12 protein-coding genes are annotated in these 16983 nt (G+C 57.3%); 1 reads left to right on the top strand and 11 read right to left on the bottom strand.

Features of this window, described 5'->3' with window-relative positions; genetic code table 11:
• Nucleotides 1-94 precede the first annotated feature (94 nt).
• Complete coding sequence (locus tag AC5S16_RS00350; protein WP_493928014.1) at nucleotides 95-397, bottom strand: helix-turn-helix domain-containing protein; 303 nt, start codon at nucleotides 395-397, stop codon at nucleotides 95-97.
• An 88-nt stretch (nucleotides 398-485) separates the two neighbouring features.
• On the opposite strand from AC5S16_RS00350, the gene AC5S16_RS00345 reads away from it, so the two are divergent.
• Nucleotides 486-863 carry a VOC family protein gene (locus tag AC5S16_RS00345; RefSeq protein ID WP_493928013.1) on the top strand — a complete coding sequence of 126 codons (378 nt, stop codon included), beginning with the start codon at nucleotides 486-488 and terminating at the stop codon, nucleotides 861-863.
• Between the two features lie 239 nt (nucleotides 864-1102).
• Here the strand turns inward: AC5S16_RS00345 and rapZ are convergent, their stop codons facing one another.
• The 10 genes from rapZ to AC5S16_RS00295 form a co-directional block, all read right to left on the bottom strand.
• Nucleotides 1103-2035: an RNase adapter RapZ gene (rapZ, locus tag AC5S16_RS00340; protein WP_493928012.1), complete on the bottom strand. Its 933-nt coding sequence runs from the start codon at nucleotides 2033-2035 to the stop codon at nucleotides 1103-1105.
• A gap of 227 nt (nucleotides 2036-2262) precedes the next feature.
• Entirely contained in the window at nucleotides 2263-2925 is a 663-nt protein-coding gene (gene hpf, locus AC5S16_RS00335; protein ID WP_493928011.1) for a ribosome hibernation-promoting factor, HPF/YfiA family, read from the bottom strand.
• A gap of 62 nt (nucleotides 2926-2987) precedes the next feature.
• Nucleotides 2988-4673 (bottom strand): RNA polymerase factor sigma-54, encoded by a 1686-nt coding sequence (locus AC5S16_RS00330; RefSeq protein WP_493928010.1) that lies wholly within the window; start codon nucleotides 4671-4673, stop codon nucleotides 2988-2990.
• 159 nt (nucleotides 4674-4832) lie between these two features.
• Complete coding sequence (lptB, locus tag AC5S16_RS00325) at nucleotides 4833-5561, bottom strand: LPS export ABC transporter ATP-binding protein (RefSeq protein WP_493928009.1); 729 nt, start codon at nucleotides 5559-5561, stop codon at nucleotides 4833-4835.
• Nucleotides 5562-8021 (bottom strand): LPS export ABC transporter periplasmic protein LptC, encoded by a 2460-nt coding sequence (gene lptC, locus AC5S16_RS00320; protein WP_493928008.1) that lies wholly within the window; start codon nucleotides 8019-8021, stop codon nucleotides 5562-5564.
• 17 nt (nucleotides 8022-8038) lie between these two features.
• Complete coding sequence (locus AC5S16_RS00315) at nucleotides 8039-8653, bottom strand: hypothetical protein (protein WP_493928007.1); 615 nt, start codon at nucleotides 8651-8653, stop codon at nucleotides 8039-8041.
• Between the two features lie 37 nt (nucleotides 8654-8690).
• The gene (locus tag AC5S16_RS00310) at nucleotides 8691-11201 is read right to left on the bottom strand and encodes an ABC transporter permease (protein ID WP_493928006.1); all 2511 of its coding nucleotides are present in this window, start codon (nucleotides 11199-11201) and stop codon (nucleotides 8691-8693) included.
• Between the two features lie 20 nt (nucleotides 11202-11221).
• Nucleotides 11222-13762 carry an ABC transporter permease gene (locus tag AC5S16_RS00305; RefSeq protein ID WP_493928005.1) on the bottom strand — a complete coding sequence of 847 codons (2541 nt, stop codon included), beginning with the start codon at nucleotides 13760-13762 and terminating at the stop codon, nucleotides 11222-11224.
• Nucleotides 13763-13886: 124 nt separating this feature from the next.
• Entirely contained in the window at nucleotides 13887-16403 is a 2517-nt protein-coding gene (locus tag AC5S16_RS00300) for an ABC transporter permease (protein WP_493928004.1), read from the bottom strand.
• A 264-nt stretch (nucleotides 16404-16667) separates the two neighbouring features.
• Entirely contained in the window at nucleotides 16668-16982 is a 315-nt protein-coding gene (locus AC5S16_RS00295; protein WP_493928003.1) for a Dabb family protein, read from the bottom strand.
• Between the last annotated feature and the right edge of the window lies 1 nt (nucleotide 16983).

The following is a 16983-nucleotide window of genomic DNA, read 5'->3' as shown; positions in this document are numbered from 1 at the left end:
CATTGCATGCAGCGGACGCACCTTCGGCGCCATTCGTGCTGAGGTTGGCTGGGTCGGCTTCCATTTCCGCTCCCGCTGGTCGCTGCTGCGCAGATCAATGCCTACGCCCGGCATCCTTCCATGGGCTCAGCACCTTATAGCACGGCGTCGCCGTTGCATTCTCTTTGCGCACGGCAAGCAGCTTCCTCAGCACCAGCCAGCTTACAGCCGCCTGCGCCGAGCTCTTCGATACACCAATAGTTTCCGCCAGCTCCTGATAACTTACCTGGACCGCTCCCTTCCTGCGCGCTTTCTCGGCGGCTAGCCATAGATACACAAGAAAACTGACTGGTCTCCGGTCGTGCCCTACCAGGTCACGCATCAGTACGTCGATCACATAATCATCAAGGATTGCCATCGCTATACCAGTTGTTCATATAGCAATGGCTGGGTGATTGTAAATGGCAAGTGCTCTAGTTATGCTCCCGATATTGACAGGAGACAGCATGATTCGAGGCATCAAGTTTGTAAGCATTCCGGTAAAAGACCAGGATGTTGCACTGAAGTTCTACACCGAATCCCTGGGATTCAAGGTGATCACCGACCAGCCTTTCAGCGATACCCAGCGATGGATCGAGCTCCTCATTCCTGGCGCGGAATCAGGGCTCGCATTGTTCACGCCTCCGGGGCATGAAGACCGCATCGGCAAGTTTCAGTCCATCTCCTTCTGGTGCGATGACGTGTTTGCAACCGCAAAGACACTGGAGTCCAGAGGAGTGAAATTCACGCGCGAACCGAAGAATGAATCCTGGGGATCAAGTGCCATTTTTCAGGACCCCGACGGCAATCAGTTCGTGCTGTCCAGTAAAGGCAAGCCTAAGTAATCGGAACGGCTATGCCAGATCAGGAATGAATGCAGCCGTAAGGAAACTGCAGGTCCCTCCGCTTCGCGCTGTGCGCTTCGGTCGGGATGACAACTTGCTTGGTTGGCAATTCTTCAGCTTGTTTGAGCAATTCTGCAGCCCCATAGCAAGAAGCAGCGACCAACGGGAGCGACAGGTAAGCCGTAGGAGCCAGCATCCACACGAATGGCGCGAAGCGCGTCCGCCCGTGCGGCCAGCACCTAGTCCCTGGGGAGGTCGCGGTGGGCTGTCTTTACGCGATAGCCCTCTTTTGCCAGGCGCTTGCTGATCTCCTCGGCAATCATCACTGAGCGGTGCTGACCGCCGGTGCAGCCGAAGGCGATGGTCAGATAGCTCTTGCCTTCATGGATGTAATGCGGAAGCAGGAAGAGCAGCATGTCGGTCACGCGATCCAGAAATTCGCGTGTCTGCGGAAATTTGCGCAGGTAGGCAATGAGCTTGGGATGCTTCCCGGTAAGCGGACGAAATTCAGGAATGAAATGAGGGTTCGGCAGGAAACGCACATCGAAGACAAGATCGGCCTCGAGCGGCACGCCATTCTTGTAGCCAAAACTGATAGAGGAAACAAGCAGCGCCTTGCCGCTGCTGCCCGTACCGGCAAACCTGTTCTGAATATGCGCGCGCAGCTCGTGAACATTGAAATTGGACGTATCAATGATGATGTCCGCAACATTGCGGATGGGATCGAGCACCTTGCGCTCGGCCTGAATCGCCTCCGCAACCATGTCCTGCCGACCCAGCGGATGCGGTCGGCGCGTCTCAGAAAAACGCCGCACCAGGGCCGCTTCCGATGCTTCGAGGTAGATAACCGTCGTCGGCAACGCCTGCCTGATATGCGTCAGCATTTGAGGAAAGCGCTCCAGCCCCTGCCCCTCGCGCACATCCACCACCAGCGCAGCTTTCGTTGCCGTGGTCGACTCGTCAATCAGCTCAGCGAAGCGCGGCACCAGCTCGATCGGCATGTTGTCGACCGAGTAATAGCCCATGTCCTCAAATGCCTTGAGCGCAGAAAGCTTTCCCGATCCCGAAAGCCCGGTAATAATCACCAGTGCCCGGCTCTCATCAGCATTGTGAACAGATGAAGACTTTACCTTCTTCGATGGGCCTGCAGGCTTACGCGCAGCTTTCGGCATGGGCCCATCCTACCATTGCATGTTATGTCTATGCCTCCGGCGGCCGCTACGCGCGGAGCGGTGCTGGCCGCACGGGCGGACCAGCAATAAGAGCGGGAGAAACCACTCCCGCTCTTATTGCTGACATGGAACCAGTGAAGCAAGTGACCAACGGGAGCGCCAAGTAAGCCAATGCAACCAGCAACGGCAAGAATGGCGCCAAAGGCGCGTGCCGCCGTGACGCGGAGTCACGGGGCTTCGATGAGCTCCATCTTGCCGTCGCGTTTGCGGTGCAGGACTTTTACATTGCCTTCATGATCGCGGAAGACGAAGACTTCGCGGTCGCGGAACTCGGCTTCTTTCACGGCTTCTTCGAGTGTCATGGGGCGGATGGCAACGGAATCGGCTGAGCGGACGACGTGTGGCTCCGGAATTGGAACACGCGCCGGGAAGGTATGCACGGTCACCGGAATCACCTGCTTGGAGTGACCATTGCCATTGGCTTTTTTGGCAGCGGTTTCGGCAGGTTTCTCTTCGCTGGCTGCTGCGGCGGCAGTGCGTGCCGCACGCCGGGGACGCGTAAGCTGTGGTTCGATGGCCAGCTTCTCTTCCTTGGGTTGGCGTTTCTTTGACTGAATCTTTTTCTTGCAGCGGATGGCCTGCGTCTCGGCCTTGTCCAGGGCTTCGCGCAAGGCCGTCTCCATATTGTTTGATTCCGATGTAGCAACAATATTCTGCAGGCGCGTCTTGATAGTGATCTCGGCAAACTGGCGATATTTCTCCGCTGTCAGCACAACGTGTATGCCTGTTGTTTTTCCGAGGATCTTCACGATGCGCTTGACGGCTTCTTCAGCGATCGTGCGAAGAGCGGGGGTGACGGTCACCTGCCTGCCAGTGTACTCAACCTGCATGGCGAAAGCTCCCTTTCCCAAAATTTTACGCCGAGGGGAACGGCGGGTTCACAGATTCTACCTCAACCGCGCACGCGCCGCTGATGAGTGCTTGGAATCCGCATATCTTCACGGTATTTGGCGACGGTGCGGCGGGTTACATCGATGCCCTGTGACTGGAGAATGTTGGCGATCTGATCATCAGTAAGTGGTTTGCGCGCGTCTTCGTCTTCGATCAGTTTCTTCACCTTACGCTTTAACAACATCAGTGGAGTGCTTGATCCCTCAGGACCATTCACTCCCTCCGAGAAGAAGAAGCGCAGCTCATAAACACCTTGCGGCGTGTGCACATACTTGTTGGATACCGCCCGGCTCACAGTGGATGGATGCACGCCAATTTCTTCGGCCACTTCCTTGATCATCATGGGCTTCAGCGCGTCCACACCTTTTTCCAGAAACTCCGTCTGCCGCCTGATGATCGCTTCGCAGGTGCGGAGGATGGTGTTCTTGCGCTGCTCGATGTTGCGCATCAATTGGATGGCAGAACGGTAGCGTTCCTTGACGTAGTCTTTGACATCCTTCTCTGTGCCATCCTGCGAGATCATACGACGATAGCCCTGGTTCAGGCGGAGGGTGGGCATGTCCTCATCATTCATGACCACGACGTACTCGTCGCCGCGCTTGGCAAAAGCCACGTCCGGCTCAATCAGGCGCGCATCGGAGCGATTGTAGCGCTGTCCCGGACGGGGATCGAGTGCGCGAATCACATCCACTGCCTGCTGGGCGGTTTCCTGCGGCTGGCCCAGTGCCCGGGAAAGCTCGCGAAGATCGCGCCGCTGCAAAAGCTGAAGGTGTTTATCAACGATTTCCCTCGCGGCATCGAAGACAACGGCACGCTGCTCGGAATAATCCACGGATTTTGCGTGGCCGTTTACAAGGGGTGCATCCTGCTCCGGCTCATCTCCATCCTCGGCGGTGCTGTTTTTCTGCTCCCCGTTCTTCCGCTCGTAGATCAGCTCGAATTCACGCCGCTGCGCTTCGAGCTGCAGCAGAAGGCATTCGCGCAGGTCGCGGGCTCCAATGCCGACAGGATCCAGTGTTTTGACCACATCGAGCGCTGCCGCCAAGTGGCCCTTGGCGCGGTCGCGAATTGCCGTTGGCACCTCAGCAAAATGGAGCAGATGATGCCCCTGCGGTTCCTGAGCGACAGCGTCCCCGTTTTCTGGCTCCGGCTCCAGCTGCTCGCGCAGATAACCCTCAAGCAATTCTTCATCAGTCGCCGTTAAATATCCGTCTTCATTCAGGTTACCGATGATGTATTCAGCTGCATCGCGAACTACCGGTGACAGGCTCAGCGAACCCAGCTGCCAAAAAAGATGGTCGGTCAGCGTGCTGGGCTGCGAAAGAAAATTCTCGATAGAGGGCTTTTCAGTGACCTCGAAACTATCCGGAGAGCGGAATCCGGGATCAAGATACTCCTGAAAGTAGGAGCCGAAATCGATCTCGTCGAAGGGGTCGGATTTCTGGCGCTCCTCAAAGCCTGCCTCTGCTGGCTGCGTCAGCTGTTCTTCGCGGCTGGCAACGTCGTCCAGCAGCGGGACGCTCTCTTCCATCTCCTCGAGAATGGGGTTTTCGGCGATCTCCGACTGGATCATCTCCTTCAGCTCAAGCTTGTTCAACGCCAGCACGCTGACCATCTGCATCAGGCCGGGCGTCAGTATCTGCCGCTGCGATACTTTCAAGCTGAGTTTTGGTTGGAGAAGAGCCATTCTTTGCCTAACTACCCATCAAAAGCACATTTCAGGATAAGGGGAGGGTAACCCCCAGTCTACACGCTTCCACACACGGCCTGAGACCGCTATAACCAAGACACAACGGCGAATCATCACTGAATCCGAGCCCTCCTGCGACAGGACGGGAGCCACAAACTAGTTCAGCGAAAAACCCTCGCCCAGATACACGCGCCGTACCTCCGGGTCGCTCCCCAGTTCCTCCGGCGTGCCGTGGCGGAAGATGCGCCCCTCGTTAATGATGTATGCGCGATCCGTTACTGAGAGCGTCTCGCGAACGTTATGATCTGTTATTAACACGCCGATGCCGCTCGCTTTAAGGTCATAAATGATTTCCTGCAGGTCGAGTACCGCAATGGGATCAATTCCCGAAAAGGGCTCGTCGAGCAAAATAAATGACGGCTGGATGCACAGACAGCGGGCGATCTCCACGCGCCGCCGCTCACCTCCGGAAAGCGCATAGCCGCGCGTCTTGCGGATGTGGCCCAAATTCAGCTGATCGATCAGTTTCTCCGTCCTGGCCCGCCGCACTTCCTGCGTCAGGGATTGGACTTCGAGCACGGCCAGAATGTTTTCCTCAACCGTTAATTTTCGGAAAACTGACGGCTCCTGCGGTAGATAGCTGATGCCATATTGCCGCGCGCGCATATACATGGGCACGCGCGTGATGTCCGCACCGTCAGCAAGGATACGGCCCGTGTCCGGCGGAACAAGCCCGACAATCATGTAAAAGGATGTTGTCTTCCCGGCGCCATTGGGGCCAAGCAGCCCGACGACTTCTCCCTGAGATACTTCCAGGTTTACGCCGCGCACCACCTGGCGGCCTTTGTAGGACTTCCCGATTTCGTCGGTTGAAAGCTTCTGCATCTACTTCGGAGCGTGCGTTTTGGTAACAGCCGCCGACTGTCCCCCACTGACCTCGACGCTATCATCCTGGTCATTGAAAATCAACGCGGCGCCCGTCGTTGTGCCGCGCGTTGCATCCACGACAAAAGGCGGCTTCGCGGAAGTACCAGTAAGCACGTAGTTTCCATCAGACGAGGTGTACACCAGTTGCTCTCCTTCACCCTTTCTGCCCGGCTGCGTCAGCAGCACGTGCCCCTGCGCCACGATCTTCTCAATCTGCGATGAGGGAGGCGCCGCGCTTTTTCCTTCCGGAGATTTCGTCTGCGCCGGAGACTTTGTCTGTGCGGGGGATTTTGTTTGTGCAGACTCCAGGAAAAATTGCGCCTGGTCCGAGCGAATCGTGCCGCTTGGCGATTGCGCCAGCACTCCGCCGGTAAAATCGCCGCGACGGTCCTTGTCAGAGTAGACCAGCGTCTGGCTCTTCACGCGAACCACGCTCTGCTGCTTCTTCGGCCCCATCATCGAGGCGATCGTCGTATCCACAGCCGGCGCGTTGCCTCCGCCGTCGCCGTGAGCCTTCAATATCTGCTGCGTTCTGGAAAGCTCGATCACCGGAGCGGAGACCGTGTTCCCGGTTTGCTGCCACATGCGCGCATGTCCGCGAAAGACACTGTCGTTGGTCGCGTGGTGCAGCTCCGCTTCTTCAGAAACAATATGAACCGGCCCTTGCCCTCCAAAGCCTGTGCTCTGCGCAGATGCGGGCTGATTCGGTTGATTCGGCTGGTTCTGGTATGTGGCCTTCACGTCGCCTTTGGCCAATGCATCGCCTGTGTCGCGGTGGTAATCGACGAATTGCGCGGTCACGTCCGCGTCGCCATTATTGATCCGTGGACTCCCCGTAAGGTGCAGCACCTGATCGCTGCCGTGGTATTCCGCGCGATCCGCCACAGCCTGCAGAGGCTTGGCCCCCTTCGCGCTTTTTGCTGGAGTCTGCGTCAGACGGACATTGCCCTCCTGCACCGCGGTGTCAATCTGCGATTCCTGCCCGGTTGCATTCTTCTTCGCCTGACCGGCCGTTGCGGGTTGAAACGTAAGGTGCAGAGTATCGCCGGTGGTCACGTTGGTCGAGCCGTCATCGGCGATGTCAATCATTTTTGTATGGCCTGAACCATCGAGTTGCTGCACTGTACGGCCATCGGCGAGCGTTGCCAGCAGCTGGTCGCCGCTGATCGTCGTGTTTTCCTTCTTGCCCTTCGATGGATAGGTCCGCAGCGTCGCCACCGCATTGCCCGTAGCCAAAGCCTTCTGCGCCACGGCCTTCTTATCCGGGCCGGGAACAAAATCAAGATCCAGCTTCGAAGCCTGTATCTGCCGCGTGGCCGAGCCGTTGGGATCGTTGGCCAGCTTCTGTTCCTGATCGACGAAGCTCACGGCATTGCGGAACTGCGCATGCTTCATCTCCGAATTCTCAAACGTCAGCGTGCCCTCGACGGCATTCCCGTGCATGCTGTGCACCGGGTCGTTGTCCACAAAATTCACACCGCCGCCCATCAACGCCTGCAGAGGCTGGCTCTTCTCGTTCAGAAAAATGTTCGCCGTCTGCGATATGGTCTGTGCGCCATTGTCCATCACTGTATGCACGTTGCCTTTTGCATCGATGCGCTCCGCCGATCCATCCTTGCGGAAATGGACAATCGCCTGGTCTGATGAACTCCGCGTGTTGCGAAACTCGCTTTCCGCATGCAGCAGATAAGCCTGCTGTGAATCGCGCTCGAGTTGTGCATGCACCGCGCGAACGGTAGCCGGCGACCCGTTGGCGTCAGAGGTCATCTCCACCTGCTTGTCGAGAATCAGCACTCCCTTTTTCGAATCGAAGCTCGCGCCCACTGCCTTCCCTTCGGCCCTCGGGAGATGGAACTCGACATACTGATCGGTGGTGGCAATACCGGTCTTCTGGTCGAAGACGAGCCCGGTTGCTTTCACATGAATCGTGTTGTTTTCGCTTGCCTGCTGGTTCGAATCTTTCTGCGGCGCCTGCAAATCAATCTGCACTTCACCCTGTGCCCGGGCAATGCCGTTCTTCTGGTCGTAGTCAAAATCGCTGCCAGTGACGTGATCTTCGCGGTTTGTTCCCGGAGGGCCATAAAGCGTAATCGCTACATCATGCAAAACTGCATGTCCGTCGCTCTTGAACTGCACCAGCTTCGACGCGTGAATGGTAAAGGCGGTGTGCCCCTGCTCCGACTGCGAGTAAGTAAACCCATTTGCCGTCTGCTGAATATTAATGCCCAGCTTTCCGGGCAGGTCTTTCGTAATATGGTGAACCCGGTACCGCGCATAAACCAGAAAGCCTCCGAGCACAACCACCATCAGGCAGGCCAGCCCAATGATCAACCATCGCAGCCTCTTTACAGTGATGCGCAAGACTGGCCGCATGGGCGGACGCGCGCTTTGCGCGTCATTTGTGCTCCTGCTGGGCATATTTCTCACTCGCTGCTTTAATTCACCTGCTGAAGTCTGGCGATCAGTTTCTGGGCCAGGCTTTCGCCTGATTCTGACCAGAGAAGCCGCGAAGAAATTCCGCAGTGCTGCTGCACTCCATTGGTAAAATCAATCAGCAGCTGAACATTCTCTTTGACGCGCGCAGCAGCATCAGGGTCGAGGTTGACTTCCTCGTAAAGAAAAGGAGAATCGGTTCCCAGGTCGACGCGGATCTGCCCGTTCTGCTCATACGAGCCCTCATCGAACTCAGGCCCGAAGCCGATGATGCGCACCACGCAGGGCTCCTTGCGCCAGATGGGGTCAAGATCGCCTGCTACCTCCGGCGTCCAAAGCTCCCAGCTCAGCTCAAACTCGTAGGCAAAATCGTCATGCAGAAGCTCAAGGGCGGCAGGAACGGCCTGTTCCGGAGCAGCAGCCTCGGTCTCATCCTCGTCATATACGCGCTGGTAAGCGGGAGCCTCGTTCCACGAGATGGGGTAAGCCGCTGCGGCGCGCACCAGGCGCTCTCCACCTGCCAGGTTGAATTGACGCATCACGCCCAGCAGCGCAGGCCCCAGCGAAGTCAGGCGAAAATTCGGATACCACAGACTCAGATACAGTTGGTCGGCCATTTCTCCATTCTAGATTGAGGTGGCCACCAGTTCCCAATCACTCGGCTCGTAAAGCCTTCATCGGATCGACCATTGCGGCGCGCCGTGCGGGCAGGTACCCCGCCGCAAGCATCACCATAATCAACGCGAATCCTGACAAAACATAAAGCCATACCGGAGCAGGATGAAGATCACTGTTCCCGCTCGTCAGGAAGCGCAATCCGGCCCAGGCCAGCGCTGAACCAACTGAAATCCCGACAGCCACCAGCAGGCCAACCTGCCGCAGAACGAGCGTGGAAATGTCGCTCCGGTTCGCGCCCATAGCCACGCGGATGCCGATCTCGCGCGTGCGCTGCGCTACGGCAAAGGCAAGCACGCCATAGAGGCCGATGGCTGCCAGAGTTAACGCCAGCGCTCCCATTGCAGAAGCGAGCATTGTCATCAACTGCGTTTCAAAGATCGTGCCGCTGATATGTTCCTGCATGGTTTCCATATCTGGAATCGGCAGGTTGTGGTCGACACGGCGCAGCACTGCTCTTATAGAACCTGAAAGCAGCGCCGGATCTCCGATGGCGCTGATGTAGTAGCACGCATGATGCAGGCCGGTTGTCTGGCTGTATGGCAGATAGATAAATGGCAGGCTGGAGAGACCGGCCAGTTTTTTCGTGTGAATGGCGGGGACAACGCCAATAATCTGGATATCGATTTTGATGTTCCCTCCGCCGAAGCCGAATTGCCCGCGCAGGGCCTTTGGTATATCGCCGCCGAAGTAGTGGTTTACGAAGGTCTCGTCCACAACGGCAACTTTCTGCGAAGTGGCTGTATCCTGCGCAGTAAATTCGCGCCCTGCGAGAAGCGGAATCTGCATCGTAGAAAAAAATCCCGGAGTCACCCAATCATCATCCGGAGTCGGTTCGGCTTCCTTGTCCGCGTAGCCCGACACTGTAATGCTGCTTCCTGATTCCTCTCCGGTAAGCAATCCATTCGCGGCGTAGACGACACTGTGGACGCCGGGCTGGTGCAGCACGCCGTCCCGGATAGCATCGTATTCATTTTTTTGCGCGTCGCCCTGCTCCGATGGCGCTGCATAAATACGGAAGGTAAGGATGTTGCTGGTGGCAAAGCCGGGATTCACATGGCGAAGCGCATAAAGACTCCAGCCAAGGATGGCAGCGCCCGCAAGCAGCGCCAGACTCAAAGCAATTTCTCCGGAAACCAGTAAATTGCGCAGCCAACCGCCGCTCGTTGTCATCGTTCCGGATTGCCCATGCAATGCGCGCAGCAGATTGATGCGCGTGCTGAGCAGCGCAGGCGCCAGGCTGAACAGCAGACTCGTCGCTATACCTGCGCTCATACAGAAAAGAACTACTTTCCAGTCAGCCGGAGCCTGCAGCACATCGTGCAGCCAACCCGCCTCGGGGACTGCCTTCTCAAGAACCTCAAGAGCCACCCATCCAAGCACAAGTCCCGCCATTGCTCCGGAAGCTCCGAGCAGAAGCCCTTCCGCAATGACCTGCTGGAAGATGCGGCGGCGGCTCGCCCCCAATGCGCCGCGGACGGCCAGTTCGGCATGCTTCCGCGCAGCTTTCACCAGCAGAAGATTGGCAACATTCACGCAGGCAATCAGCAGAACAACCGCCGCCATGACTTCCAGCTGCTTCAGAGGCTCGCCAATGAATTCAACCAGCGTGGAAATTCCGCGCGCTCCACTGCGCACAGAGAGATGCGTCCTGAGCCAGTCATCATGCTTGAATGACGGTATCTGGCGGCTCTCGGTCTTGAGAACATCTCTCCGCCAGTTCCACCACAGCGTGTTCAGCTCGGTTTCTGCCTGCGCGCGTGTCACTCCCGGATGGAGGCGCCCTACCAGAACAAGCCAGCGAAACAGCGGATCGGCGAGGCGGTCTTCATGGCCTGGAATGATTTGCTGCTCCAGAGCCAGCGGGAGAAAAATTCCCGGATCGTCGCCATCCCACAATCCCTGATGCCGAACTACGCCGACAATCGTGACCTGGGCGCCATTGACCTGCACCACCTGGTTCAGGATGGCCGGGTCACTGCCCAGATGGTTCTTCCAGTAATCCTCGTTCAGGACTGCTACCGGATTGCCTGCGTGGTACTGGTCATCTGCAGGAGTCAGCAGACGGCCTAATACCGGGCGAACATCCATCGCCTGGAAATAATTCCCGGCAACAAGGTCTATGTTCACGCGATCGGCCGTTTTGGCGGTAGTCAGATTGGCCGAGGCAAGAACAGCCGCAGACAGATTACTGAGAACATGGTTGTGGTCCCGCAGGTGCTGGTACGCAGGATAGGCGAAATAGATATGGTCGCCGCCGCCCACTGAGCTGAGCGAGCCCGTCTCAAACTTCGAGTTCTCTTCCAGCAGTACCAGCTCGCCCGGCTTCTCGACCGGCAAGGTGTGCAGGAGAACCTTATTGAAGACGGTGAAAACCGCGGCATTCACGCCGATGCCGAGCGCCAGCGTCAATACTGCCGTCATTATGAATCCGGGCGATTTGCGCAACTGCCGCAGTGCATAGCGAAGATCACTCCAGATTGTCACCATTCCTATATCCCCAGGAAAATTTATTCCGTACGCAATGCCTGCATGGGCTCTACTGAAGCAGCTCGCCGCGCCGGCAGAAGCCCTGCGATAACAGCACAGACGGCCAGAACCAGTACCGCGCTCGCCAGAACAATGGGATCGAACTTCCCTACTTCGTACAGCTGGCTCGCCATCACTCGTCCGACAAGAATTGCCAATGGAACCCCAATTACGAGGCCTATGGTGGTCTGCGTCAGTGCGCCGCGCAGCACCATACGGACAACGTTGGCGCGGTCTGCGCCCAATGCCATGCGGATGCCGATCTCGCTTGTCCGGCGCGTTACGTTATAGGCAGTCACGCCGTATATGCCGATGGAAGCCAGCAGCAAAGCCAGCAGGCCAAAGAGTCCGGTGAGCCGCGCTGTCAGCCGCTCCTGATCATACATGCGGGTCACCTGCTCGCTGAAGCTCTGCATATCAATCACTGTCAGATTGGGATCGATCGACGCCAGCGTGTTCCGGATCGCGGGGCCAAAGCGCGTCGGCTCTCCGATCACGCGGAATTCAATCTTGTGGATGTAATGCGACTGGTCTTCCCAGCGCTGCATCAGTGGATAGCTGCTGTAGTTCACCGATTGCGCCAGCGGCAAAAAGAACATTGGATTCTGGCCTTCCATGGCGTGCTTGTACATTGAATTCTTCACTACACCGACAACCGTGAAATCTCCACTGTGGCCGGGAATGTCTTCACCAAAATGCTTGCCGATTGGATCTTTGTTGGGAAAATACCGTTTTACGAACGCCTCATCCACTATGGCAACACGCTCTGACGTTGCCGTGTCACTTAATTGAATTCCTCTGCCCTGCAGCAGCTGTGTGCCAATCGCGTCAAAATACTGCGGGCTGACACGCACCCATGTGACCTGTTGATGCATAGGGTTGTTATTCACGCGCCCCGCGATGGCGATTGTGTCATTCCAGCTGTCTCCATCCTGCGGGCTGTAATTGGAGAAGCCAACGTTCCTCACTCCGGGAATCTGCTGAAAACGATTGAGCATGTTCTGATAGAGAACGGACAGTTGTTCTGACTTATAGCCCGCTGTCTGCGGATCGACATCGACAATCAAGCGTCCCCGCGTCTCAAAGCCGAAACCGCCTCCCTCCATGTGGCTGAGGCTCTGCGTCACCAGGCCGGCCATGGCCAGCAGAACAAGCGAAAATGCCGCCTGGAAGATCACCAGCGATTTCTGCGGCAGCGCCGCGCTGTCCCGTGTCGTGCGGCTGGCTCCGCGCAATGCTTCCACCGGATTCGAGCGCGCTGTCAGCAAAGCAGGCAATATCCCGAAGAGCGCGCCTGTGAACAGCGAAAGCAGGAAAGCAAATCCCAGAATCGGCAAGGAAGGCGTCGCATCGATCGGAACATAGCTCGCTCCACGAAAGAGCACCAGCAGAATGCTGCGCGTTCCTGCATATGCCACCACGACACCGGCCACTCCGCCAATCAGTGCCAGCAGAATGCTCTCCGCAAGCACTCCGCGAATCAATCTTCTGCGCGATGCTCCGAGTGCCAGCTGCAACGCCGCCTGATGCCGCCGTGCCATGCTGCGCACCAGCTGAAGATTCGCGAGGTTCGCGCAGGCAATCAGAAGCACTACTCCCGAAGCAGCCATCAGCAGCCACAGTCCTTTCTGGAAGGTCCAGCGCAGCTGCGTAATGCCAGCGCCGCCCGCCCGAAGCCCGATGTGCTGCTTGGACAAGGCAGCCTTGCGATAGTTGATCATCGGAACATGTTCCGGCAGCCAGTGCTGCAGTTCGAGCGTAAGCTGTGTGCCCACTTGCCATGGATTCTGCCCCGGCTTCAAGCGTCCAATGGCAAAGAGCCACGCCTGATCGGGAATGTGCAGCAGAGAGTCGCCGACTGAGAGGTTGGGCTCCTGACTCAATGGAAAATAAAAATCCGGAGGATTGCTTTCCAGCCTGTCTCCGTAAAATCCTGGCGGCGTCACACCGACAACGGTGAAGGGCTTGCCATTGATGAGAAATGTCCCGCCGATCACCGAACGGTCGAGGCCGAACTTCTCTGACCACGTGCGGTAGCTCATCACTGCAACTGCAGCCGAGCCCGGAGTGTCATCCGCATCCGTCAACAGGCGTCCGGCGAAGGACTGAATGCCGAAGGTGGAAAAGTAATTGCCGGAAACGAATTCTCCGCCAAACGGATCAGCAGGCGCATTGGAGCCGCTGCGTCGCACACTCATGGTCGCCTCTTCCGCCTGGAACGCCGCTATCTGCTCAAACGCCGGCGTATTGGCGCGCATGTGCTGATAAAACTCGTATGAGAATATGGCCCAGCTATCCTGGAAGCCACCCCAGTTGCCGCTGATATCCGCATTGCCGATCTGGTAAAGCTGCTGCGGGTCAGCCACCGGCAGCGACTTCAGCATCACAGCGTGCACCAGCGTAAAGACAGCGGTATTCGCGCCGATGCCCAGCGCCAGCGTCAGCACCGCAGTCAGCGTAAATCCCGGCGACTTACGCAATTGCCGCAAAGCATAACGAAGATCATTCCAGATGGTCGGCATAGCATTCTCCATGAGGCCTTTGTCGGCGGCCTGATGCCTCAGGGGCTAAAGCCCCCTTCATTTGCATTCCAGTGGCACGGCTCAAGCTGTGCCCTTACGAATCTATTTTCGAAGCATGCTGGAACTATTCTGTCCGTAACGCAGTCATAGGCTCCACCGATGCGGCTCGCCGCGCCGGGAGTAACGCCGCCAATATTGCGACCACGCCAATCATCACGACCCCGGCGAAATACACCAGAGGATCAGCTGGCGACACGCCAAAGAGCTGATCGTGCATCATGCGGCTCAGCAGGTACGCAAGCGGCAGAGTCACGACAATCGTGCTCACCGCCAGAATCAAGACTTCGCGCAGAATCAGTTTCGCAATCGCCAGCCGCTGCGCGCCGAGCGCCATGCGAATCCCGATCTCACGCGTGCGCTGCGCCGTCGAATAGGCCAGCACTCCATAGAGCCCGATCCCCGCCAGCACCGCGGCCACGGCTCCGAAGACCGAGGCCAGCATGGCGATCATCCGCTCCGTGCTGATGTTCTCGTCGATCTGGTTCTGCATCGTGCGCAGTCCTCTGACAATCAACTTTGCGTCAATGTTCTGGACGGCGGCACGAATCGCATTCGCCGTCGCATCCGGAGCCTGCCAGGTACGCAAATAAATGGTCAGCTCGGTCGGCTGCTCGAACTGGACAAACGGACGATACACCGTAGGTACAATCTCGTCGCGAACGGACTCGTGCCTGGTGTCCTTCGCCACACCGACGATCATCGTATCCGTCTCCGGACGGCGACTGCGGCTCACATGATGCCCGAGCGCATTCTGCGGCGTGCCGAAATATTTTCGCGCAAACATTTCGTTGACCACGGAAACTTTCTGGGCCGTCGCTGAATCCGCCTTAGTGAACCCGCGCCCCGCCACAATCGGAATCTCCATGACGGGAAAATAATTGTGGCTGACCATAGATCTCTCGGCCTGAATATCTTCATTCGGCTTCGGAGTATATCCGGCAATGGTCATGCTGCCGCCTGTACTGTCGCCGGAGAGTTCCGGATCATTCGTTGCCGCCACTCCCCTCACACCCGGCAATGCCGCGAGCGTATCAAGCATGCGCTCTTCGACTGCTGTCACATCGCGTACCTGGTAGCCTGCCATCTCAGGAGCAAGCCCGAATTGCAGCAAATGGTCCGTTGCAAAACCGGCATTCACTGAGCGCAGATTCTGTATCGTGCGCATAAACAGTCCGGCGCCCACCAGCAGCAGCAGGCTGAAACCTATCTGCAATGCCACACATGTTCTGCGAAATTTCAGCGCTACACCTGTCCCGGTACTCGACTGCTGCTTGAGCGAGTCAACCAGATTGGGCCTGAGAAACTGCAGCGCCGGGGCAAGGCTGAACAGAATGCTCACCAGCAAAGTGATCCCAATGGCAAACGTAAGAATCTGCGGATCGAGCGCAGACGAAAAAGGCGTGTCCGTACTTGTTGTGGAGAGCCACCGGATCAACATCCGCACCAACTGCGGCGCCATTACGATTCCCAGCACTGCCCCGCCAAGACCGAGGAGCAGGCCCTCTGTCAAAAGCTGCCACACAACATCTGTCTTGCGTGCGCCCAGAGCAAAGCGCATGGAAAACTCACGCACGCGTCCTGCGGCACGCACCAGCAGCAGGCTCGCCATGTTGACTGAGGCCATCGCCACCAGAAGCAGCACCATGCCCATCAGGATCTTCAGCGGCATCTCCACATCGTCGCGCATGGGCGAGAAGCCTTTAGCCGCGCCGGCAACACTCAGGTGCGCCTTCCCTACGAAAGCCTCGTGCTCATGCGCCGACTGGTCGTGGAGGTCCTTGAATTCCATTTCACGCAGCCCAAGCCATAGCGGATTCAGCGCCGCCTCCGCCTGCCCGGTGGCCATTCCTTCCGGAAGACGGCCCATAATCTTGAGCCAGTAGGACTGCCTGTCATTCAGGTCATCAAATTCCGGAGTGATGATGCGCTTCATCGTAATGGGAACGAAAACTTTCGGCCTATCTCCCCAAACGGCGCTCTGGAAGCCGGGCGCGGCAACACCAACCACAGTAAACGGGCTGCCATTCACAGAAATGCTCTGCCCGATGATCTGCGGACGCTCATCGAAGCGCGTCTTCCAGTAATCGAAACTGAGCACGGCATAAGGATCACCTGCCGAAGCTGTCTCATCGCCCGAGCCGAACAGACGTCCCACTGCGGGCCGCACACCGAGCACGTTGAAGTAGTTGCCGCTCACCATCTCGACCCGGACAGCCTCGGCGCTGTTGTTCCAACTCACGCCTGCCGATCCCACCGCAGTTGCAAACAGTCCGCTCAGAGCATTTTCCTTATCGCGAAGGTCGCGATACATGGGATAGGAGAAATAGGCGAGCGCCCCTTCACGATCTCCCCCCTGGGTGCTGCGATGCCCCGGAGCACCTCCTGCAAACCGCAGCAGCACCAGTTTCTGTGGATCCTTCACCGGCAGTGCGCGCAGCAGGGCCTGGTCAAAAAGCGTGAAGATGGCAGTGCTCGCGCCAATTCCCAACGCCATAGTGAGAACAGCAGTGAGGGTAAATCCCGGTGATTTTTTGAGCTGTCGCAGCGCATAGCGCAGATTCTGGGATAGCTTTGCCGGCATCGTGCACTCTCCGAATCAAGAAAACTGCACGCAGCATTCCACGAAGAAACCTACGTAACCTACTCAAAGAAAAGCGATACCAGGATCACGAAGAATGGCCGACTGTCCAGATTCGCCCACTACTGTTCAAAAATGGACAGGCACTGGCCCCTACGGCGAAGTTCGGGGCAGGCTGTCCAGGCAACAGCGCCTTCAGCAAAAAAAATAATTAGAGTTAGAAGTGTTGAACCGAAGCACCTATGCCTGTGGACTCAGCACCCGCGTTTACCTGGACGGTGAGTCCTCGAAATCCAGCTCAATAGGTTCAACCAAGGGCATCAGCCAGCTCAACAGCTTCTGATGCACTGGATGCGGTCCATAGGCATCGAAGCTTGCCTTATCAGAAAACTTCATCACACCGCCGAAGGTATGTCCCTGTCCTCGCGGCGAAATGTTCCGACCCACATAGGTCTCCAGTAACCCAGGAATCTGCCCCTGCAGCTTCTCTATCTCCTCAGCTGCACGGTCAATATGTTCGTCGGTAGCTTCCGGCTTCCAGCGAAATACAAAGCAATGAATAAACATGGACTTTATTGGCATA

The sequence above is a fragment of the Acidobacterium sp. FHG110202_01 genome, from assembly GCF_059115305.1.
Note: the sequence above shows the minus strand (reverse complement) of the source record. Positions and strands in the feature narration are given on the sequence as shown.